A 20,954-nucleotide genomic window follows, 5' to 3' on the forward strand; every position below is an offset into this window, starting at 1 on the left:
GGTGGAGCCGGCCACCGAGCCCGCGGCAGCCGAATCCGCCACCGCGGTCGCGACGGCCGCGGCCGGTACCCGGACCCAGGTCGACGGAGAGACCAGAATCGTCATCCCGGCGCCCAGCAACGGCCCGCTCGTGCTGGTCGAGGCGGCCTGACCGGTTATAGCCGCCGTATATCCGATCGTGACAATGCGCGCGGCGCCGGGGACCGGATAGATTCGTAGTATGCGTCGGCGTGGCCGTGCCCGGCGAGACGCGGCGTCGTTCGGTGGCCGGGACCCGGCGCCGCATGGTGGAGGATAGGCAGATACCGAGTGCGTGACGGTCGCGCACTCCGAGTCGCCGAGGCGGCACAGTAGATGGAGGCGGGATCAACCGATGGCTAATCCGTTCACGAAGGCCTGGAAATACCTGATGGCCCTCTTCGATTCCAAGATCGAGGAGCACGCGGATCCGAAGGTCCAGATTCAGCAGGCTATCGAAGAGGCCCAGCGTCAGCACCAGGCCCTGTCCCAGCAGGCCGCCTCGGTGATCGGCAACCAGCGTCAGCTGGAGATGAAGCTGAACCGGCAGCTCGACGAGGTCGAGAAGCTCAACGCCAACGCCCGTCAGGCCGTCGTCCTCGCCGACCAGGCCAATGCCGCGGGTGACGCCGAGAAGGCCATCCAGTACACCAACGCCGCCGAGGCGTTCGCCGCGCAGCTGGTCACCGCCGAACAGTCGGTCGAGGACCTGAAAGTGCTGCACGATCAGTCGCTGCAGGCCGCGGCGCAGGCGAAGAAAGCGGTCGAGCAGAACGCGATGCTGCTGCAGCAGAAGGTCGCCGAGCGCACCAAGCTGCTCAGCCAGCTCGAGCAGGCCAAGATGCAGGAGCAGGTCAGCGCCTCCCTGCAACAGATGGACAGCACGCTGTCGGCACCCGGCAGCGTCCCCAGCCTGGACGCTGTGCGGGAAAAGATCGAACGCCGCTACGCCACCGCGCTGGGGTCTGCCGAACTCGCCCAGAACACCGTGCAGGGGCGCATGCTCGAGGTCCAGCAGGCCAGCGTCCAGATGGCCGGTCACAGCCGGCTCGAGCAGATCCGCGCTTCCATGCGCGGCGATTCCCTGCCCGCCGGGAACACCGGCGCGGCGCTCGACGCCGGGAAGTCGGCGGCCGAACCCGCACAACCACAGATGGACAAGGGTCGGACCGCGCAGCAGTAGCGGCTCCACCGAGTTCGGCGAGGACAGCGATGAAGTCTGACAGGTCCCGACTCCGCACCGGGTCCCGGGAGTTCGCCCGTGCCTGGCCCGAACTGCAGCCGCAGGCGGCCTACGTCGCCGACAGTCTGCGGGAGGCCGGTGCGAACGCGCTCGTCGCGGTCCGCCGCTGGGCCGATCCGCGCGAACGCGAACTCCGCCGGCGCCGCCGGGCCCGGCGGCGCAGTATCGGCCTCGGCACGGCCTCCGGCCTCACCACCGCCGGGGCGGTCGGACTGGTGATCCTGTCCGCTCCCGCCTGGGCGGTGGTGTTCCTCGGTGGCGGGGCGGTCGCCCTGGTCACCGGCGCCGCCTTGAGTACACGCCGTTATCTGCGGTTGCGACAGGCGCCGCTGCCGCCGGCCGGCTATCTCCCGCGCAAACTCCCCTCCGGCCGGTCCGCCGCCCGGCCCGCGATGGCTCGATTGGCGCGCGCCGAACGCGCGTTACACGAGGTGGCCGGGCAGATCGCCCGGTCACGTCGGCTACCCGCCGACGAACTGGAGGATCTGATCGCCACCGCCGGCTCCGGCGCCGCCGCGCTGACCGCGCTGGCCGCCGATATCGCCACGATGGAAGGCGCGGTCCGTGCCCTCGCCGGAGGCGCGGCCGAGATCACCGACGCGGCCGATGTCCATCGGCTCGGGCAGACACTGCAGTCGATCGTTGCCCGGCTCGACGGCGGCGTCGCCGAGTACGAGCAGGTGGTCGCCGCGGCCACCCGGATTCTCGCCGTCGACGAAACCGCGGCGCTACGGTACGAGTTCGACGGTATCGTCACCGATCTACGGCACGCGGCCGACCGGATGGACGGCTGGGCGCAGGCACTCACCGAACTCGCCGACCGGGCTCCCGGTCCGCTGCCGCCCGCCGCGGGCCACAGCTCGTGGCAACCGCCCGTGGCCGAGCTGCCCCGCTCTCGCGCGCGCGGGTAAACGGTCTCAGGGTCAACCCTGATCTTCCCCCGATATTGCCCTTCACCTGGTGATTTCCCCTGTTCGCGATGCCATGCTCGAAGCAGGAGACAACCGCTGGGAGGCACAAATGCTGTGGAAGATCATCGGCGTGGTCGCCGTCGTCTGGATCGCGCTGGCAGTGATCGGCGCACTGATCAAAGGGCTGTTCCCGATCCTGGTGATCAGCGCGGTGGTGTTCGGGCTGTATCTGCTCTACAAGGCGATCTCCGGCTCGGACGACAACTCGGTCACCAAGGTCTGAGCCGCGGCAGGCGACCATGCGGCCGGATGCCTCTCCGCCCGGAGGGTCATCCGGCTTTTCCGTGTCACAGGGCAGGCGCCGGTGCTTGAATGGCGCCATGCAGCACCTTCCGCAGGACTGGCAGCGCGCCCTGGTCATCGTCGCCCACCCCGATGATATCGAGTACGGGGTCGCCGCCGCGGTGGCCCGTTGGACCGGTCAGGGCAAAGACGTGCGCTACCTGCTGGTGACCTCCGGCGAGGCGGGAATCGCCGGTATGCCGCCCGCCGAGGCGGGTCCGTTGCGCGAAGCCGAAGAGCGCTCCGCGGCCGCGGTCGTCGGAGTCGGCGAGGTGGAATTCCTCGGCCATCCCGACGGCCGGATCGAAGCGAACCCGGCCCTGCGCCGCGATCTGGCCGCCGCGATCCGCCGGCACCGTCCGGAACTGGTGGTATTGGGTCACTTCGGGCCGACCTGGGCCCCCGGCATTGTCAACAGCGCCGACCACCGGGCCGTCGGTCGCGCGGCACTCGACGCGGTATCCGATGCCGGCAACGAGTGGATCTTCCCCGAGATCACCGATCCACCACCGTGGACCGCGCGCTGGGCGGCCGTGGCCGTTCCGGCCGGCGCCACCCACGCGGTGGATGTCACCGCCACGGTCGGCGTTGCCGAGGCGTCACTGGCCGAACACCGGCGCTATCTGGAAGCGCTGAGCCCGGAGCCGGTGGCCGATCAGGCGCGCGCGGTGGTCACGATGACCACGGGACAGCTGGCCGGTTTCGACGCCGAGCGCGCCGTCGGGTTCAAGCTGTACACCTTCACGGGCTGAGCCGGCGGCGCGCCGTGCGACCGCCGTGGCGGGACGCGCCCCGACAACGGTGCGGTGGCCGCCGCGAACGCCGAAGCGCGGCCCGGACTCGGTGCCTGCGGGTGCGCCGATAGCATGATCGGATGCGAGTGGCTGTCGTCGCCGGTCCCGATCCGGGTCACGCGTTTCCCGCTATCGCGCTCTGTCTGCGTTTCCGGGACGCGGGTGACGATCCTGTCCTCTTCACCGGTCCTCGCTGGCTCGAGGCAGCGCGAGCGGCGGGTATCGGGGTGCGGCGGCTGAAGGGGTTGGCGCCCAGGCCGATCGACGACGACGGCGACGCCGGTGCGCGGATTCACCAACGGGCCGCCTACATCTCGACCGAGATCCTGCCCGAGCTCGGGGCGATGCTGCCGGAACTGGTTGTCTCCGATGTGCTCACCGCGGGAGGCGGTATGGCCGCCGAACGGTTGCGGGTGCCGTGGGTGGAACTGTCACCGCATCCGCTCTACCTTCCATCGAAGGGGTTGCCGCCGATCGGCAGTGGGCTCGCGCCGGGCACCGGGGTGCGGGGTCGTACCAGGGACTCGGTGCTGCGGATGTTCACCGCTCGCGCGGTGCGGACCGGGCAGCGGCAGCGGGAGGCCGCCCGGGCCGGGGTGGGTCTACCGGCGACCGACCCGGGTCCGGCCGCGCGGCTCGTCGCCACCCTGCCCGCGCTGGAGGTACCTCGACCGGACTGGCCGGAGGAGGCAGAACTGGTCGGCCCGCTGTTGTGGGAGCCGACCGAGCGGCGACTGGAGCTACCGCCGGGGGACGGCCCCTTGGTGGTGGTGGCGCCGTCCACCGCGCATACCGGGGTCGCCGGGATGGTGGAAACGGTGCTGGACGCTTTGGCGGGAACCGGGGTCCGGGTGGCGATCTCGATGCTCGACGAGCCGCCGGAGTCGCTGCCGGAATGGGCGACCGCCGGCCTCGGACGACAGGACGAACTCCTCACCCACGCCGCCGTGGTGGTCGGTGGCGGTGGGCACGGACTCCTGGCGAAATCGCTGGCCGCGGGAGTGCCCGTGGTGACCGTTCCCGGTGGCGGCGACCAGTGGGAGCTCGCCAATCGTGCGCAACGCCAGGGTTCGTCGCTACTGGTCCGCCCGCTCACCCCGGAGGCGGTGCGCGCCGCGGTGCTGCGGATACTGGCCGAACCGGGGTTCACCACGGCGGCGCGGACGGCGGCCGCGGGAGTCGCCGAAGTGGCCGATCCGGTACAGATCTGCCATCGGGTCCTGGACTCGGTGCGGACACACTGACCGCACCGCGCCCACTGCCGCCGGTGCGGGTATCTTGTGCACGGTGCGGTTGACGGAATTCCAGGAACTCATGCACACCGAATTCGGCGAGGCCCGGGGCGACACTCTGCTCAACGATCACGTCATCCCCTCACTCGGCGGCCGGACCGGAGCCGTCGCCATCGAAGCCGGTGTCGATCCACGCGACGTATGGCGGGCGCTGTGCGCAGAATTCGACGTGCCGCGCTCTCGCTGGTGATCTCGTGCCCGCTGTGCGGCGGTCGGCTCCGGCGCGTAGGCGCCGGGCCCGCCGACTCCAGCCGGATCCGGAGACCGGCACCGTCGGTGAGCAGGTCGGGCGGGCCGTTCTCCCTCCACCGCGACGCGCGGCCGCCTGGCTTGACTCGAACACCTGTTCGTCTAGGCTGAGCCCAGAACTTGTCGGTGCCGCCCTCTACTGTGGGCGCCATCCACACCACCTACCTACCACCCGGTGAAAAGGGGAGTCACGATGGCGCCACAGCCCTATGACCGCGACAAAGCGCTCGAACTCGCGCTCGCGCAGGTCGAGAAGAGTTTCGGCAAGGGGGCGGTCATGCGCCTCGGTGAAGAAGCCCGCCAGCCGGTCTCGGTGATCCCGACCGGTTCCATCGCGCTCGACGTCGCCCTGGGTATCGGTGGTCTGCCCCGCGGCCGCGTCGTGGAGATCTACGGCCCGGAATCCTCCGGTAAGACCACGGTCGCACTGCACGCGGTCGCCAACGCGCAGGCCGCCGGTGGTGTCGCGGCCTTCATCGACGCCGAGCACGCACTCGATCCCGATTACGCCCGCAAACTCGGTGTCGATACCGACGCCCTGCTGGTGTCCCAGCCCGATACCGGTGAACAGGCCCTGGAAATCGCCGATATGCTGGTCCGCTCCGGCGCCATCGACATCATCGTCATCGACTCGGTGGCCGCCCTGGTGCCCCGTGCCGAGATCGAGGGCGAAATGGGTGACAGTCACGTCGGCCTCCAGGCCCGCCTGATGAGCCAGGCGCTGCGCAAGATGACCAGTGCCTTGAACAATTCCGGCACCACCGCCATCTTCATCAACCAGCTGCGCGAGAAGATCGGTGTCATGTTCGGGTCCCCCGAAACGACCACGGGCGGTAAAGCGCTGAAGTTCTACGCGTCGGTGCGGCTGGATGTGCGCCGTATCGAAACCCTGAAGGACGGAAGCGACGCGGTCGGTAACCGGACCCGGGTCAAGGTCGTGAAGAACAAGGTTTCCCCACCGTTCAAGCAGGCCGAATTCGACATCCTGTACGGACACGGAATTTCGAAGGAGGGCTCGCTGATCGATATGGGGGTGGAGCACGGATTCATCCGTAAGTCCGGCTCCTGGTACACCTACGAGGGCGATCAGCTCGGCCAGGGTAAGGAGAACGCCCGCAAATTCCTCCTGGAGAACACCGATATCCGGGACGAGGTCGAGAAGAAGATCAAGGAAAAACTGGGGATCGGCGCGGATGTGACCGCGACGGAAGAGACCCCGGCCGATTTCTGACCCGTTGGACACACGGCCACGGGCGCACACCGAGACCCCCGACCCGGTGGCGCAGATGCGGCGCCGGCTCGACGAACTCCTGGCGGCAGGTGGTACGGCCACCGGCTCCGCCCGGAGTCCACGGCCGGACGAACCCGATCCGCAGCGGGTTCGTCCGGCCGGCCCCGGCCCATCCGATGATGCGCCGGTCGGTGGATCCCCCGGCGCCGAGGCACAGGGCGTTACCGAACAGGCGAAAGAGGCCGCCCTGCGATTACTGGCCGTCCGGGCCCGTAGCCGGGCCGAGCTCGTGCGACGGCTGTCCGCCAAGGGGTATTCGCCCGACGTGACCGAGCAGGTGCTCGACCGGCTGGCCGAGGTAGGGCTGATCGACGACGCCGATTTCGCGCGGCAGTGGGTACGGCAGCGGCACGGTTTCTCCGGGAAGGGGCGGCGCGCGCTGGAGCAGGAACTGCGGCGTAAAGGGGTTTCGCAGGAGGATTCCGCGGCCGCGTTGGACACTGTCACGGCCGATGACGAATACGAGCGCGCCACCGAACTGGTGCGCCGCAAACTGCGGAGCCTGCCGGCGGGGCTGGACCGGGAGAAAGCCATCCGCCGATTGGTGGGGATGCTCGCCCGGCGTGGCTACGGACATTCGGTGGCATACGCGGTGGTCAAGGCCGAATACGAGTCCGCCGGTCTCGGAGACGAGAATGTACCGCTGGATTGAGCCCCGGTCGGCCACGGCGCTTCGGCTCTGTGGAGCCCCGGCGCTCACCCGTGAGCGGAGCCGGCCCGATGAATCCGCACGCGGGAAGTTTGTGCGGTGGTTTCCCGCCACCGAACCGCTGTGCCGGACCCCGCGAGGTCCGGCACAGCGACGGACTACTTGGTGATGTCCACTCCGGGCGCGGCGTCGGCGATGACCGAATCGGCCGCGACGACCGCGCTGCCGCGTTTCCGGCGGCCCGCCCGCAGGCGCTTCTCCAGCCCGGTGGCGACCGTCGAGAGCAGCACGTTCAGCACGATCATGATGATGGCGACCACGATCAAAGCCGGAATGGTGTTCGATTCCGCCGCCCCGAGCTGTTGCGCGCTGCGGACGACTTCCTCGTAGGTGATGACATAGCCCAGGGCCGAATCCTTCAGCGCGACCACCATCTGGGAGATGAGGGCCGGCAGCATCGCGGTGATCGCCTGCGGGAGCAGGATGAGCCGCATCAGCTGACCCTTGCGCAGGCCCAGCGCCACACCGGCCTCGGTCTGCCCCTTGGGCAGCGACAGGATGCCGGCTCGCACGATCTCGGCGATCACCGACCCGTTGTAGATGGTCAGTGCCGTCACCACGGCGCCCAACGCCAGGTACTCGGATTCGAAGAGATCGTATTCGGAGTACAGGGCGAACAGGAAGATCATCAGGATCAGCACCGGGATGGCGCGGGCGATCTCGACGATCGTGCCCGCGGTCCAGCGCACCCAGCGGTGATCCGAGAGCCGGGCGATACCGAAGATCATGCCGATCACCATGGCGAACACGATGGACAACAGTGCGGCGAGGACCGTGCCGCGCAGGCCGGGCAGGATATAGGTGCTCCACACCGCCCCGTCCAGGAACGGTTCCCATTTCTCGGCCGTGAACTGCCCTTTGTCGGCGAAGCCGCGGTAGACGAACCAGCCCGCGGCCACGACCACAGCGAATACCACGAGGGAGTAGACGATATTGCGGATACGGGCGACGGGGCCCGGGGCATCGTAGAGAACGGATGCTGTGCGGCTCATCGGGCCACCTCGAATCGTTTGGCCAGATGTCCGAACAGCAGGCCGGCGGGCAGCGTCAGGATCACGAAACCGAGCGTGAAGATCAGGCCGATGGCCAGTAGCGCCGCCTCGGTTTCGATCATGTTCTTCATCAGGAACGATGCTTCGGCGACGCTGATCGCGGAGGCGACCGTGGTGTTCTTGGTCAGCGCGATGAACACACTGCCCAGTGGGGCGATCACCGAGCGGAACGCCTGGGGCAGCACGATGATCCGCAGATTCTGCAGGAAGCTCAGCCCCAGCGAGCGACCGGCCTCCGACTGGCCCATGGGCACGGTGTTGATACCGGCCCGCAGCGATTCACAGACGAAGGCCGCCGTGTACACGCTGAGGCCGATCACGGCCCAGCGGAAGTTGTTGTCGGCCAGCGAGGTGGGCCCCTCGGAGGCCAGGTTCATCCCGAGCGTGGAGTACAGGCCCAGGGAACAGAACACCAGGATGAGGGTGAGCGGGGTGTTGCGGAACACGGTCACATAGGCCGTGCCGACCCAGCGGGCCACGGGGACCGGCGATACTCGCATTCCGGCGACAACGGTACCCAGCACCAGGGAACCCACCGCCGAGAACACGGTCAGTTTTATGGTCATCCAGAATGCTTCGAGCAGCTGGGTGTCGTATTCCGAGATCAAATCGAACACGGTGGTTGCGCGCCTCCGATCGGCAGGATGGGTCCGGACCGGAGGGCCGGACCGCGGTTGCGGCCCGGCCCTCCGATGCGGTGGTCAGTACCGGTCCACCTGCGGGGCCTGCGGGGTCTCGTAGCTCGCGGCCTTACCGACCGTCTCCTGGAACGCGGTGTCCCAGGCGCCCGAGCTGATCATCTTCTCGATCGCGTCGTTGATCTTGTTGCGGGTGTCCTGATCGCCCTTCTTCAGGCCGATCCCGTAGTTCTCGGTGGTAAACTTCTCGCCGACGACCTTGTACTTGCCGGGCGACTGCGACGCGTAACCGGCTAGGATGATGTCATCGGTGGTCACCGCCGCGATGGCACCACTGTTCAGACCCTCGAGGCACAGCGAGTAGGTGTCGTAGGTCTGCAGCTGGGTGTCGGGGTACTTCTTCTGGATGTTCTGCGCGGGCGTGGAGCCGGTCACCGAGCACACCGTCTTGCCCTCGAGGCTTTCCGGGCCGGTGACATCGTTGTTGTCGGCCCGCACCAGCAGGCTCTGCCCCGCGATGTAATAGGGGCCGGCGAAATCGACCTTTTCCTTGCGTGCGTCGGTGATCGAGTAGGTGGCGACCACGAAATCGACCTGCCCGTTCTCGATCAGGGTCTCGCGCTGCGCGGAGGGGGCTTCCTTGAAGGTGATGCCGTCCGGCTGGACGCCGAGTTCGGCGGCCACGTACTCGGCGACCTCTACATCGAAGCCGCTGTAGGTCCCGTCGGTGTTACGCAGGCCCAGACCGGGCTGATCGTATTTGATGCCGATGGTGAGCCGGCCCTCCTGGGCATTCTCCAGCGCGGTCTTGTCGCTGCCGCCGCCGCAGGCCGCGGTGGTGGCGGCGGTGACGGCCACCGCGACCGCGCCGACCGCGACGCGGAGTGCTCGATTGATCCTCATCGGTTTTCCTTCCCTCATCTCCTCGACGGCGCGATGCCCTCGAGTCTGTGCCTGTCTATCCGCCGGGCAGATTCAGTGACTGAGAATCTTGCCCAGGAAGTCCTTGGCACGATCGGACTTCGGTGCGCTGAAGAACGTCTCCGGGTCGGTGTCCTCGACCACCTGGCCGTCGGCCATGAACAACACCCGGTCGCCGGCACGGCGGGCGAAGCCCATCTCATGGGTGACCACCAGCATGGTCATGCCCTCTTTGGCCAGCGAGACCATCACATCGAGGACTTCGTTGACCATCTCCGGGTCGAGGGCCGAGGTCGGCTCGTCGAACAGCATCACCTTGGGGTTCATGGCCAGGGCCCGGGCGATGGCGACGCGCTGCTGCTGACCGCCGGAGAGCTGGGCGGGATATTTGTCGGCCTGATTGGCGATACCGACCCGCTCCAGCAGTTCCATGGCGTGGCGGCGGGCCTCGTCCTTCTTGGTTCCGCGAACCTTCATCGGCGCGAGCATGACGTTGTCCACGATGGTCTTGTGCGCGAAGAGGTTGAACGACTGGAAGACCATGCCGACATCGGCGCGCAGGGCGGCCAGAGCGCGACCCTCGGCCGGCAGCGGTACCCCGTCGACGCTGATCTCTCCGGAATCGATCGGCTCCAGCCGGTTGATGGTGCGGCAGAGTGTCGACTTCCCGGAGCCCGACGGCCCGAGCACGATCACGACCTGCCCACGGGGCACCTCGAGGTTGATATCGCGCAGTACGTGCAGAGCACCGAAGTGCTTGTCGACGGCGCGTAGGGTGATCATGGGCACAGCAGTAATGTCGCCGGCCGCCTCTGGCGTGTCGGCGTCGGTGTCGGTCATGGACATGACCTTAAGCCGAAATTTCGGTTTTGCGAGCCTTTCGACGACACTCCCCGGCGCCACACCGAGTCGAAATTCGGGTTTAACCCGGTGGTCATCCGCTGTAATCCGTTCGCTCGGCCGGGATTTGCCCGCCGCCGGGCCCGCGGGGTGGTAGCGGCGGATCGGCCGGCCGATTCCCCATATGTGGGAAGTACCACGGCGGGCGCACCGTCTCCGCGCGGCCGCGAGCGGGCCGGCTCCGGCCGTCGCGGCGGGAGGGGCGGATCTGCTGGAAAACGCCCCGGCGAGGGCCCGTACCCTGGACCCGTGGATTCGATCGGACAGGTAGCGCTCCCCACTCGGATCGAGCCGGACGGCGCGCGCAGTTACGAGGTCCGCACCTTCGGTTGCCAGATGAACGTGCACGATTCCGAACGCTTGTCCGGCCTGCTCGAGGATGCGGGCTATCGGAAGGCCGCGCCCGGCGCGACGGCCGATCTGGTGGTCTTCAACACCTGCGCGGTGCGGGAGAACGCGGACAACAAGCTGTACGGCACCCTCGGCCATCTCGCGCCGATCAAGGCGTCCCGACCCGGTATGCAGATCGCGGTCGGCGGCTGCCTGGCCCAAAAGGACCGGGATTCGGTCCTGAGCCGGGCGCCCTGGGTGGACGTGGTGTTCGGTACGCACAACATCGGTTCGCTGCCGGTGTTGCTGGAACGCGCCCGGCACAACGACGAAGCCCAGGTCGAGATCCTGGAATCGCTCGAGGCGTTCCCCTCGACTCTGCCCGCGCGCCGGGAATCGGCGTACGCGGGATGGGTCTCGATCTCGGTGGGATGCAACAACACCTGCACCTTCTGTATCGTGCCCGCCCTGCGCGGTAAGGAGGTGGACCGGCGCCCCGGTGATGTGCTGGCCGAGGTGCAGGCGCTGGTGGACCAGGGTGTGCTGGAGGTGACGCTGCTCGGGCAGAACGTCAACGCCTACGGTGCCTCCTTCGCCGATCCCGGGCAGCCCCGCGACCGTGGCGCGTTCGCCAAACTGCTGCGGGCCTGCGGCGGGATCGAGGGCCTGGAGCGGGTGCGCTTCACCTCACCGCACCCGGCGGAGTTCACCGACGATGTGATCGAGGCGATGGCCGAGACTCCGAACGTCTGCCCGCAGCTGCACATGCCGCTGCAGTCGGGTTCGGACCGCGTACTGAAGGCCATGCGCCGGTCCTACCGGCAATCCCGCTATCTGGGAATCATCGAGAAGGTGCGGGCCGCGATGCCGCATGCGGCGATCACCACCGATATCATCGTCGGCTTCCCGGGGGAGACCGAAGAGGATTTCCAGCAGACTCTCGATGTGGTCCGCCGCGCCCGGTTCACCAGCGCCTTCACCTTCCAGTACTCTCCGCGACCGGGTACTCCCGCCGCGGAGATGGCCGATCAGATCCCCAAGAAGGTGGTGCAGGAGCGTTACGACCGGCTGATCGCGCTACAGGAGCAGATCTGTGTGGAGGCCAATCAGGCCATGATCGGCACCGAGGTGGAACTCCTGGTCGCCGACGGTGCGGGCAAGAAGAACGCCGCGACCGCCCGGATGAGCGGGCGGGCCCGGGACGGGAGACTGGTGCATTTCCGGCCCGACGGCGCCGGCGCGCCGATCCGCCCGGGCGACCTGGTCACCGTCGAGGTGACCGGCGCGGCACCCCATCACCTGGTCGCGGACGCGGGTGTCCGGGTGCATCGCCGGACCCGGGCCGGTGATGCGCACGAGGCCGGTACCACTCCGAAGACCGCGCCGATCGGCGTCGGGCTCGGGCTGCCGCGGATCGGCGCGCCCGCAGCGGAACCGGTCGCCTCGGGTTGTGCTTCCGGATGCGGGACATGAGCGGGACCGGCGACGACGATCGCAGCGACGAGGAGCGCGCGGCCGAGGATGCACGGGATGCGACCCCGTCGGCGCACGACGCGCCGGGCGCGGGACACCGATCAGGCGAGGGAAACGAGGACGATGTGAATCCGGCCGAGACCGAGCAGTTCGAAGAATTCCGCCAAGACCTCGACGCGGTGGAGCGCCGGATCGCGGGCGAGATCGACCCGGGTATGCGGGCCATGGTGGTGGCCGGCGCGGTATTCCTGCTGCTGCTGTCGCTGGTGCTGCCGCATACCGGGGGCGCGCGCGGTTTCGATGTGCTGCTCGGCTCGCAGGCGGCCACGGTCGAGCACGTCGGGTTGCCGTCGCGGATCTTCGTATGGTTCGTGCTGATCTTCGGAATCGGTTTCTCGCTGCTGGCCCTGATGACCCGCCGCTGGGTGCTCGCGTGGATCGCGGTGGCCGGGTCGGCGATCGCCAGTGCGTTCGGGGTCTTCTCGATCTGGCATCGGCAGACCCCGGGCCTGAACAACTATGTGGGGTCCGGGCCCGGCATCGGCCTGGTGCTGGGCACCCTCGCGATCATGGTGCTGACCTTCCACTGGGTGAAGGTGGTCTGGAGCCGGACCGCGCTGCAACTGGCGGCCGAGGAACAGCGGCGTATCGCCGCGGCCCAGGAGGAAGAGCGGCAGCGGCGCGATCGGTTCGGCAAGGACTGACACCGGAATCCGGAGCCGTCCGCCGCGGCCGACCGGCCACGGCGGACGGAGCGTCGAAACAAGGGACCGCTCAGAGGTTGCTGACCGCGCCCTCCGCCGCTTCGGCCCATTCCCGCCACTGCTGTGCCTGCGCGAGAGCCTTCTCCGCATCGCGGGTCTTACCGGCGGCGGCGGCCTTGGCTGCCTGCTCCTCGAACTGGGCCACCCGCTCCCGGAACTGCGCGGCCCGGGCCAGTGCCTCCGGGTCGGTGCGGCGCCACTGGGCGTCGGCGGCCTGCCGGACGCGTTTCTCGATGGCGCGCAACCGGCTCTCGAGATCGTGCATCCGCTCGCGCGGGACCTTGCCGATCGCGTCCCAGCGTTCCTGCAGATCACGTAATGCGGCCCGGGCGCCTTCGAGATCGGTGTCGGGATCGATGACCGGCTCGTAGCTGTTCAGCAGTTCTTCCTTGGCGACCGCGTTATCGGTGAACTCGGCATCGCGTTCGGAGGCCGCCGCGTTGCGCGCGGCGAAGAAGACGTCCTGAGCGCTCTTGAACCGGCGCCACAGTGCCTCGTCGGCCTCCCGTGGTGCCCGGCCGGCGTTCTTCCACTCCACCAGCAGTTCCCGGAACACCGCCGCGGTACCCGGCCAATCGGTGGACCCGGACAGTTCCTCGGCCTGGACGCACAGTTCCTCTTTGCGGGCCTTGGCGGCGGCCCGTTCCCGATCCAGTTCGGCGAAATGAGCGCCGCGGCGGCGATTGAAGGCCTCCCGGGCCTTGGAGTACCGGCGCCAGAGGGCGTCGTCGACCTTGCGGTCCACCCCGCGGATGGTCTTCCACTCGTCGAGGATCTCGCGCAGCCGGTCGCCCGCGGCTTTCCACTGAGTGGATTCGGCGGCGATCTGCTCGGCTTCGGCCGCCAGTGCCTCCTTGCGCTCGGTGTGCTCGTGCCGGGTGCGCTCCTTTTCCTCCTTGGCGTGGGCGGCCGCCTCGTCGGAGTGTTCGGCGATCGCGCGGAGCCGGGCGGCCAGCCCCTCGATATCGCCGATCACCGCGGCCGTCGGCAGCGTTTCGGCGAGAGCGAGGGCGGCGGCCTTCGTCTTGCGGGCATCGGTGCCGGCGGCCAGCCGCGCCTCCAGCAGGGCGACCTCGGTGGCCAGATCGTCGAAACGGCGGCCGAAGTGCGCCAGTCCCTCAGCGGCGTCTCCGGCCTGCCAGGACCCGATGATCCGCTCGCCTTCGGCGGTCTTGACCCAGGCGGTGCCGTCCTCGTCGACCCGGCCCCAGGCGCTGGGGTCGGTGGTGCCGGGTACGACCACCGGATGCGGGTGTTCGGTGGCGGGCCCCGACGTTTTCATCGCGGCCGGGCTGGGGTGCGCCTCACCGGGTTTGGGACGGTTACCGGGCTTGGGAGCGCTGGACGGGCGACCGGGCTTGCCCGGGCCGGGTTTGGCGGTTCCGTTGCTGTGGGTCATTACTCCTCGTCCCTGCCGCGCGTCACGGCTGCCTGGTTTACGCGCTGCGCATTCTGGCTATGCTCTGCTCATTCTTGCCACGCCCGCTCATTCTGGCTACGTCTGCCCATCTCGGCCGTGCTGGGGTCGACGTGTCGTGCGTGCGTAGGCCGTGCGGCCGCACGCTGTCCCATTCAACCCGGCCGCACTTCCGCCGAACCACACCGCCGACAGCGGCGGCACTGGCCGGACCTGCGGATCCGAACCTCTCGGACCTGGTCCGGATACTTCGCACCCTAGCAATTGCCGCCCGGTTTCCGGGAGAGACACTCGTACCGCGGCGTGGGCGTGACAGTGCCGGGGAACCGGCCGCGTCCCTGGTCGGCGGGTACGGGCTACGGTTGACGGCGTGTTCTGTCTAGCGGCTCTGATCCCCTCGCCGCCCGTCCTCGTCCCCGAGCTGTGTGGCGGCGCGCCGGCGGCCGGCGCGGGTGCCGCTGTCGAACCGGGCGGTGCGCAACCCCCGGAGGCAGCGGTGAACGAACTCCGCGCGGCCGTTCTCGCCGCGGGGGCGACTCTGGGCGAGGAGGCGCCGCACTGGACCGTGCTCGGGGTCGGGCCCACCGAACGCACCTACGACGCCGATACGGTGGGCACCTTCCGCGGCTTCGGGGTGGATGTGCGGGTGAGTCTGGGCGGACCGGGTGCGCAGACCTCCGCGGACCCGGACCTGCCGCTGGCGGTCCTCGTCGCCGGATGGTTGCGCGCGGCGGTGGCCCCGCACGTCCCCGCGCGGGCGCATCTGCTCGCCGCCGACACACCGGCGCGCCAATGCGCGGAGTTCGGTGCGAAGTTGCGTGCCGACCTCGACGCCGCGGACCAACCGCAGGGCGTGCTGGTGGTCGCGGACGGCGCCGCGACCCTGTCGACCGCCGCACCCGGATATTTCGATCCCCGGTCGGCGCCGGTGCAGACCGCGATCGACCGGGCGGCCGGCGCCGGCGATCCGGAGGCCCTGCTCGCCCTGGACCCCGCGCTGTGTGCCGAACTCATGGTGTCCGGCCGCGCCGCCTATCAAGCGCTTGCCGGGCTCTTCGCCGTCGACGCCGCGCCCCCGGTGGCGACCGAACGGTATCGCGGCGCGCCGTTCGGTGTCGGCTGGTTCGCAGGTCTGTGGCGGCCGGCCGCCGTGGCACGGTGACCGGGGACCCGCGCCCGGTCGCGGTGGTCGGGCCGACTGCTACCGGTAAATCGGATCTCGCTCTCGACCTGGCCGAACAGCTCGGTGGGGAGATCGTGAACATCGACGCGATGCAGCTGTACCGAGGTATGGACATCGGTACCGCGAAACTGCCGCCGGACCAGCGGCGTGGAATCCCGCACCATCAGCTCGACGTGCTCGATATCACCGAGACGGCGACCGTCGCGGCTTACCAGGCCGCCGCATCCGCCGATATCGAGGCGATCATGGCGCGCGGCCGGGTACCCGTGGTGGTCGGCGGTTCGATGATGTACGTGCAGGCGTTGCTCGACCAGTGGGAGTTTCCGGCCACCGATCCGGTGGTGCGGGCGAAATGGGAAGAATTGCTGGCCGAGCAGGGCGTGGCCGCCGTGCACGGCGCGCTGCGCCGAGCCGATCCCGCCGCCGCCGCCACCATCCTGCCCACCGACGGCCGGCGGATGGTGCGCGCGCTCGAGGTCGTCGAGCTCACCGGACGGCCGTTCGCGGCCTCCGCCCCGGTGATCGGCATGCCGCGCTGGGGGACCCGCATCCTCGGAGTGGACCGGGAGACAGCCGAACTGGACGAGCGGATCGCCCGGCGCACCGCGCTGATGTTCGAGCAGGGTCTGGTGGAGGAGGTCCGGGGGCTGGTCGACCAGGGGCTGCGCGAGGGGCAGACCGCGCGCCGGGCCATCGGCTACGCCCAGGTACTGGCCTGTTTCGACGGCGAATACGACGAGGCGCAGGCGCAGGAGCGGACCTTCATCGGGACCCGCCGCTACGTTCGGCGGCAGCGCTCCTGGTTCCGGCGCGATCGCCGGGTGCGCTGGGTGGACGGCGCCGCCCCGGACTCGACCGCGACTGCCCTGGCGCTGCTGGCAGACTCTGCGGTATCCCATCCACCGGCGCCCCGTCCGCGGGCGTCCGACCGCCTACCCGAGGAGCGAACCCGCTCGTGACCCGGCAGATCCATCGCCGTAATGCCGCTGTCCAGGTATGGACGGCCTATCTGGACAATCGCACCAAACGGCACCGGGACAGCCGCTTCCTGGTGCACGGGGTCCGGCCGATCACCCAGGCGCTCGCGCACGACTGGCCGCTGGAAACCCTGCTGTACCGCTTGGGTGATCCGGGCCTGTCCGCGTGGGCGCGTGAAATTCTCGAGACGAGCCCGGTGCCCACTGTCGGGCTGGCGCCCGAGCTGATGGCCGATCTGGGCGAGAAGACGGGTGGTCCGCCCGAACTGGTGGCGGTCGCGGAGTACGCCGGTGGCGATCTGGCCGGTTGTGAACTCGGCGAGCCGGGGGAGGCGCCGGTGGTCGTCGTCTTCGACCGGCCGAATTCACCCGGGAACCTGGGCACCTTGATCCGGTCCGCCGATGCGTTCGGCGCGTCCGCGGTGGTGGTCGCCGGACATGGCGCCGACCAGTACGATCCGCGCTGCGTCCGGGCCTCCACCGGATCGCTGTTCTCGGTCCCGGTCTTGCGGGTACCCGGTCCCGCGGAGGTCCTGGAGTTCCGGGATCGGCAGGTGGCGCGTGGTGTGCCGACCCGGATCGTGGGGACCGACGAGAACGGCGAGCGCGCGATCTTCGACGAGGATCTGATCGACGCCACAATCCTGGTGGTCGGCAACGAGACCAGCGGTATGAGCGCCGCCTGGCTGGCGGCCTGCGATCGGACGGTCACCATTCCGATGGGCGGCAGTGCCAGTTCGCTGGGGGCGCCGTCGGCCGCGGCCGTGGCGCTGTACGAAATTTCCCGGCAGCGCCGGACGTTTGCCCGGTGAGAACAGCGGACGAGGAGACCCGAACCGACGTGCAGAACAGCCCCGATGTGCAGGAGAGCCCCGACGTGCCCCAGAGGTGGAACGGCAAGGACGTGGAGTTCACCAAGGGTCACGGAACCCAGAACGATTTCGTGGTGCTGCCCGATCCGCAGGTACGGCTGGACCTGACCGTGTCGCGGGTGGCCGCATTGTGCGATCGGCGCCGCGGACTCGGCGCCGACGGGGTACTGCGCGTCGCGCGCGCGGGCGAGTTGCTGGCCGCGGGAGTACTCGACGAATACCCCGAGGGTGTGGGCCCGGGCGATTGGTTCATGGACTACCGCAATGCCGACGGTTCGATCGCGGAGATGTGCGGGAACGGGGTGCGCGTTTTCGCGCACTACCTCATGGCCCGCGGTATGGCCGAGGGTGCGGAATTCGTAGTGGGCAGCCGGGCCGGGGCGCGCCCGGTCGTGGTGCACTCGGCCGATGCGGTCGCGGGGGAGGTGACCGTCGATATGGGTCCGGTGCGGGTGCTCGGCGCCTCGACCGCCACGGTGGCCGGAGGGGGATACCCCGGTCTGGGTATCGATGTCGGCAACCCGCATCTGGCGTGCGTCGCGGATCTGTCGGCCGATGCGCTGGCCGGACTCGATCTCACGGCGCCTCCCGGATACGACCCCGATATGTTCCCGCGGGGCGTCAACGTCGAGATCCTGACCGGGCTCGACGCCGACGGCACGGTCGATATGCGGGTCTACGAACGCGGAGTCGGCGAGACCCGCTCCTGCGGCACCGGCACCGTCGCCGCGGCCGCGGCGGCCCTGGCGGCCGACGGGTTCGATCTCGCGGACGGGACCGGTGAGGTCGGCGTCCGGATTCCGGGCGGGGAAGTGCGCGTCGGCATGAACGCGGGTGCGGCGTGGCTGCGGGGCCCCTCCGAACTGCTCGCCACCGGTCGGCTCGCCGCGCGGTGGTGGGACGCGCTGTAGCCGCGTCCGGGCGGAAAATCATATGCGCCGACCAGCGCATCAGTGGCAGCATGGATGGTGTATGAGAAATTCTGACATTTCCGGGACCACGAACCGGTCCCCTGAATCGTTCGACGCGCACTCGCCGGAGCCCGATCCGGCAGTCACCGTCGACGATATCGACTCGGGTGCGCCCGGTGCCACGCCGAGTAGCCGGCGTGGCGGCTGGTCCGCCGATCCGACCACCGGCGAACTGCAGCTGGACGAGCGGAGCGCGCTCCGCCGTATCGCGGGCCTGTCGACCGAGCTCACCGATATCACCGAGGTCGAGTACCGGCAGCTACGACTCGAACGTGTCGTGCTGGTCGGTGTGTGGACCGAAGGCAGTGTGGCGCGCGCCGAGGCGAGTATGGCCGAACTGGCCCGGCTCGCCGAGACCGCGGGGTCCGAAGTGCTCGAGGCCCTGATCCAGCGGCGCGACCGGCCCGATCCCGCGACCTATATCGGGTCGGGTAAGGCCGACGAGTTGCGCGCGGTGGTGCTGTCCACCGGCGCGGACACCGTGATCTGCGACGGTGAGCTCACCCCGGCACAGCTGACCGCGCTGGAGAAGGTCGTCAAGGTCAAGGTGGTCGACCGGACCGCGTTGATCCTGGACATCTTCGCCCAGCACGCCACCTCCCGCGAAGGTAAGGCGCAGGTCGCGCTGGCCCAGATGGAGTACATGCTGCCCCGGCTGCGCGGCTGGGGTGAATCCATGTCGCGGCAGGCGGGCGGCCGGGCCGGCAGCAACGGCGGTGTGGGGCTGCGCGGCCCCGGTGAGACCAAGATCGAAACCGATCGGCGGCGGATCCGGGAGCGGATGGCCAAACTGCGCCGCGAGATCCGGGAGATGAAGACCGCCCGCGATACCAAGCGTGCGCGGCGCACCTCCAGCGGGGTGCCGTCGGTGGCCATCGTGGGCTACACCAATGCCGGCAAATCGAGCCTGATGAACGCGCTCACCGGCTCGGGCGTTCTGGTGCAGGACGCGCTGTTCGCCACCCTGGACCCGACCACCCGCCGCGCCGAGCTGGAGGACGGCCGCGAGGTGGTGTTCACCGATACCGTCGGCTTCGTCCGCCATCTGCCGACCCAGCTCGTCGAGGCGTTCCGCTCCACACTGGAGGAGGTCACCGGCGCCGATCTGCTGCTGCACGTGGTGGACGGTTCCGACGCACTACCCGCCGAGCAGATCAAAGCCGTCCGGGAGGTCGTCACCGAGGTGATCCGGGAATCGGGACAGCCCGCGCCGCCCGAGCTGCTGGTGGTCAACAAGATCGACGAGGTCGATCCGGTCGAGCTGACCCGGCTGCGCGGACTGCTGCCCGACGCCGAGTTCGTCTCCGTGCACAAGGATCTCGGCATCGACGCGTTGCGTACCAGGCTTGACGAGGTTCTCGGTGGGCTGGATGTGGAAGTGAGCGTACTTCTTCCGTATACTCGCGGCGATCTGCTCGCCAGAATCCATGCCGACGGCAAGATTTCGCGGTCCGAGCACACCGAGAACGGCACCCGTGTGCACGCACGCGTACCGAACTCGCTGGCAGCGGCGCTTGCCGGCTACGCCAACGCGGGCGCTGCGCCGGCGTGACCGTATCGGGTACCGGCCGCCCCGGCTGATCTTCGTCGCGAAAATGTGGGACATCGCATAACCCTGTGGGATATCGACTCCTGTTGATTCACAATCGGTATGAATCGACTTCAGGAGGGTTTTATGTCACAGACCGGCCGCACCGCTCACGGCGGCGACGACCGAGAGCGCAGGGCGCTGATGGACCGGACCGGGCTCAGTGACGGCGCGCCGGTATCGGTCGATCTGAATGCGATCGACCTCCGGGTCCTCGAAGCGGTCCTGGCACCGCTGCGGGCCTGGAGCAGTCCCCGTTTCTTCGGCCTCGACAACATTCCCGCCGAGGGGCCGGTGCTACTGGTCGCCAATCACAACCTGCTCGGCTTGATCGACGCGCCGTTACTGCTACCAGAAGTGCTGCGCACGCGCGGCCGGTTGATCCGCGGGCTCGCCGAGAATCTGCTCATCTCCGTACCGGGAGTGCGGCATCTACTGCACTACTACGGGTCGGTGCGCGGGACGAGGGACAACTGCCGGACGCTGCTCGACCGGGGCGAAGCGGTTCTCGTCTTCCCCGGCGGGGGTCGCGAGGCGATCCGCCGCAAAGGGGAGAAGTACGCGCTGCGGTGGGAGGGCCGCACCGGCTTCGCCCGGATGGCGATCGAATCCGGTGCGCCGATCGTGCCGGTGGCGATGATCGGGGTCGACGATGCCTACGACATCGTCGCCGACAAGGACGACCGGTTGCTGCGGCCGCTGCGGTTTCTGGTCGAAGCGCTCGGTATCCATACCGAACTCACCCCGCCGCTGGTGCGTGGTATCGGGTTCACACCGATTCCGCGTCCCGAACGGTTCTATTTCACCGCCGGGACGCCCATCGAAACCGGGCCGTGGCGCGGTACCGACGATATCGACGAAGCCGCGGAACAGCTCTCCCGGGTGGTGCAGAAGGCGGTTCGCGAGGAACTGCTCTTCTTGCTCGGCCACCAGGCCGTCGACCCCGGCCGCACGCTCGGCGGGCGGCTGCGCGAAATGCTGCCCGTGTGACGGGCCCGGGCCCACCGGTGAATGGCAAG

The 20,954-nt window shown here is 69.0% G+C and carries 21 protein-coding genes; 16 read left to right on the top strand and 5 right to left on the bottom strand.

What is annotated here, in order from left to right; genetic code table 11:
- The first annotated feature begins 373 nt into the window (after positions 1-373).
- The 8 genes from pspA (at position 374) to recX (ending at position 6,792) form a co-directional block, all read left to right on the top strand.
- Positions 374-1,201: a phage shock protein PspA gene (pspA, locus tag NS4_RS19605; RefSeq protein ID WP_063060993.1), complete on the top strand. Its 828-nt coding sequence runs from the start codon at positions 374-376 to the stop codon at positions 1,199-1,201.
- Between the two features lie 29 nt (positions 1,202-1,230).
- Positions 1,231-2,172, top strand: a complete 942-nt coding sequence (gene pspM / locus NS4_RS19610) for a phage shock envelope stress response protein PspM (protein ID WP_174552112.1) — start codon at positions 1,231-1,233, stop codon at positions 2,170-2,172.
- Between the two features lie 49 nt (positions 2,173-2,221).
- Positions 2,222-2,455 (top strand): hypothetical protein, encoded by a 234-nt coding sequence (locus NS4_RS32315; RefSeq protein ID WP_157106137.1) that lies wholly within the window; start codon positions 2,222-2,224, stop codon positions 2,453-2,455.
- A gap of 97 nt (positions 2,456-2,552) precedes the next feature.
- Positions 2,553-3,266 (top strand): PIG-L deacetylase family protein, encoded by a 714-nt coding sequence (locus NS4_RS19615; protein WP_063060994.1) that lies wholly within the window; start codon positions 2,553-2,555, stop codon positions 3,264-3,266.
- A 122-nt stretch (positions 3,267-3,388) separates the two neighbouring features.
- Positions 3,389-4,552 carry a glycosyltransferase gene (locus NS4_RS19620; protein ID WP_063060995.1) on the top strand — a complete coding sequence of 388 codons (1,164 nt, stop codon included), beginning with the start codon at positions 3,389-3,391 and terminating at the stop codon, positions 4,550-4,552.
- A gap of 43 nt (positions 4,553-4,595) precedes the next feature.
- Complete coding sequence (locus NS4_RS19625) at positions 4,596-4,790, top strand: DUF3046 domain-containing protein (RefSeq protein WP_063060996.1); 195 nt, start codon at positions 4,596-4,598, stop codon at positions 4,788-4,790.
- A 252-nt stretch (positions 4,791-5,042) separates the two neighbouring features.
- A complete protein-coding gene (recA, locus tag NS4_RS19630) occupies positions 5,043-6,080 on the top strand; it encodes a recombinase RecA (protein WP_039825750.1) in 1,038 nt (345 codons plus the stop codon).
- 79 nt (positions 6,081-6,159) lie between these two features.
- Positions 6,160-6,792 (top strand): recombination regulator RecX, encoded by a 633-nt coding sequence (recX, locus tag NS4_RS19635; protein ID WP_439955797.1) that lies wholly within the window; start codon positions 6,160-6,162, stop codon positions 6,790-6,792.
- A 155-nt stretch (positions 6,793-6,947) separates the two neighbouring features.
- Here the strand turns inward: recX and NS4_RS19640 are convergent, their stop codons facing one another.
- From NS4_RS19640 to NS4_RS19655, 4 genes are all read right to left on the bottom strand, one after another.
- Positions 6,948-7,841 carry an amino acid ABC transporter permease gene (locus tag NS4_RS19640; protein ID WP_063060997.1) on the bottom strand — a complete coding sequence of 298 codons (894 nt, stop codon included), beginning with the start codon at positions 7,839-7,841 and terminating at the stop codon, positions 6,948-6,950.
- Positions 7,838-8,518: an amino acid ABC transporter permease gene (locus tag NS4_RS19645; protein ID WP_084487518.1), complete on the bottom strand. Its 681-nt coding sequence runs from the start codon at positions 8,516-8,518 to the stop codon at positions 7,838-7,840. Before NS4_RS19645 ends, NS4_RS19640 begins: the two co-directional genes overlap by 4 nt.
- Positions 8,519-8,602: 84 nt before the next feature.
- A complete protein-coding gene (locus NS4_RS19650) occupies positions 8,603-9,442 on the bottom strand; it encodes a glutamate ABC transporter substrate-binding protein (protein WP_063060998.1) in 840 nt (279 codons plus the stop codon).
- A gap of 72 nt (positions 9,443-9,514) precedes the next feature.
- Positions 9,515-10,243 (bottom strand): amino acid ABC transporter ATP-binding protein, encoded by a 729-nt coding sequence (locus NS4_RS19655; RefSeq protein WP_085995427.1) that lies wholly within the window; start codon positions 10,241-10,243, stop codon positions 9,515-9,517.
- 366 nt (positions 10,244-10,609) lie between these two features.
- Here NS4_RS19655 and miaB point away from each other — a divergent pair, with 366 nt between their 5' ends.
- Both miaB and NS4_RS19665 read left to right on the top strand, forming a co-directional pair.
- Complete coding sequence (gene miaB, locus NS4_RS19660; RefSeq protein WP_169811784.1) at positions 10,610-12,163, top strand: tRNA (N6-isopentenyl adenosine(37)-C2)-methylthiotransferase MiaB; 1,554 nt, start codon at positions 10,610-10,612, stop codon at positions 12,161-12,163.
- Positions 12,160-12,867, top strand: coding sequence for an Rv2732c family membrane protein (locus NS4_RS19665; protein WP_439955795.1), 708 nt, complete (start codon positions 12,160-12,162; stop codon positions 12,865-12,867). Before miaB ends, NS4_RS19665 begins: the two co-directional genes overlap by 4 nt.
- 70 nt (positions 12,868-12,937) lie before the next feature.
- Here NS4_RS19665 and NS4_RS19670 read toward each other — a convergent pair whose 3' ends face one another.
- The gene (locus tag NS4_RS19670) at positions 12,938-14,326 is read right to left on the bottom strand and encodes a DUF349 domain-containing protein (RefSeq protein WP_063061000.1); all 1,389 of its coding nucleotides are present in this window, start codon (positions 14,324-14,326) and stop codon (positions 12,938-12,940) included.
- Positions 14,327-14,714: 388 nt separating this feature from the next.
- Here NS4_RS19670 and NS4_RS19675 point away from each other — a divergent pair, with 388 nt between their 5' ends.
- The 6 genes from NS4_RS19675 (at position 14,715) to NS4_RS19700 (ending at position 20,925) form a co-directional block, all read left to right on the top strand.
- Positions 14,715-15,506 (top strand): class III extradiol ring-cleavage dioxygenase family protein, encoded by a 792-nt coding sequence (locus NS4_RS19675; RefSeq protein ID WP_063061001.1) that lies wholly within the window; start codon positions 14,715-14,717, stop codon positions 15,504-15,506.
- Entirely contained in the window at positions 15,503-16,486 is a 984-nt protein-coding gene (miaA, locus tag NS4_RS19680) for a tRNA (adenosine(37)-N6)-dimethylallyltransferase MiaA (RefSeq protein WP_174552113.1), read from the top strand. The genes NS4_RS19675 and miaA overlap by 4 nt, the downstream gene beginning before the upstream one ends.
- On the top strand, positions 16,483-17,316 hold the full coding sequence (locus tag NS4_RS19685; RefSeq protein ID WP_063061003.1) for a TrmH family RNA methyltransferase: 834 nt from the start codon (positions 16,483-16,485) through the stop codon (positions 17,314-17,316). Before miaA ends, NS4_RS19685 begins: the two co-directional genes overlap by 4 nt.
- Positions 17,317-17,408: 92 nt before the next feature.
- Positions 17,409-18,287, top strand: coding sequence for a diaminopimelate epimerase (dapF, locus tag NS4_RS19690; protein WP_063061054.1), 879 nt, complete (start codon positions 17,409-17,411; stop codon positions 18,285-18,287).
- 61 nt (positions 18,288-18,348) lie between these two features.
- Complete coding sequence (hflX, locus tag NS4_RS19695) at positions 18,349-19,899, top strand: GTPase HflX (protein ID WP_169811785.1); 1,551 nt, start codon at positions 18,349-18,351, stop codon at positions 19,897-19,899.
- Positions 19,900-20,022: 123 nt separating this feature from the next.
- The gene (locus tag NS4_RS19700) at positions 20,023-20,925 is read left to right on the top strand and encodes a lysophospholipid acyltransferase family protein (protein WP_084487519.1); all 903 of its coding nucleotides are present in this window, start codon (positions 20,023-20,025) and stop codon (positions 20,923-20,925) included.
- Positions 20,926-20,954: the final 29 nt, after the last annotated feature.

The sequence above is a fragment of the Nocardia sienata NBRC 100364 genome (assembly GCF_001613205.1).
Classification (GTDB): Bacteria; Actinomycetota; Actinomycetes; order Mycobacteriales; family Mycobacteriaceae; genus Nocardia; species Nocardia sienata.

Coding starts and splice junctions, on each gene's coding strand:
- recA (WP_039825750.1), top strand. CDS start 5,043: ATGGCGCCACAGCCCTATGACCGCGACAAAGCGCTCGAACTCGCGCTC.
- pspA (WP_063060993.1), top strand. CDS start 374: ATGGCTAATCCGTTCACGAAGGCCTGGAAATACCTGATGGCCCTCTTC.
- pspM (WP_174552112.1), top strand. CDS start 1,231: ATGAAGTCTGACAGGTCCCGACTCCGCACCGGGTCCCGGGAGTTCGCC.
- NS4_RS19650 (WP_063060998.1), bottom strand. CDS start 9,442: ATGAGGATCAATCGAGCACTCCGCGTCGCGGTCGGCGCGGTCGCGGTG.
- NS4_RS19665 (WP_439955795.1), top strand. CDS start 12,160: ATGAGCGGGACCGGCGACGACGATCGCAGCGACGAGGAGCGCGCGGCC.
- NS4_RS19640 (WP_063060997.1), bottom strand. CDS start 7,841: ATGAGCCGCACAGCATCCGTTCTCTACGATGCCCCGGGCCCCGTCGCC.
- hflX (WP_169811785.1), top strand. CDS start 18,349: ATGAGAAATTCTGACATTTCCGGGACCACGAACCGGTCCCCTGAATCG.
- NS4_RS19670 (WP_063061000.1), bottom strand. CDS start 14,326: ATGACCCACAGCAACGGAACCGCCAAACCCGGCCCGGGCAAGCCCGGT.
- NS4_RS19615 (WP_063060994.1), top strand. CDS start 2,553: ATGCAGCACCTTCCGCAGGACTGGCAGCGCGCCCTGGTCATCGTCGCC.
- NS4_RS19655 (WP_085995427.1), bottom strand. CDS start 10,243: ATGATCACCCTACGCGCCGTCGACAAGCACTTCGGTGCTCTGCACGTA.
- NS4_RS19700 (WP_084487519.1), top strand. CDS start 20,023: ATGTCACAGACCGGCCGCACCGCTCACGGCGGCGACGACCGAGAGCGC.
- NS4_RS19620 (WP_063060995.1), top strand. CDS start 3,389: ATGCGAGTGGCTGTCGTCGCCGGTCCCGATCCGGGTCACGCGTTTCCC.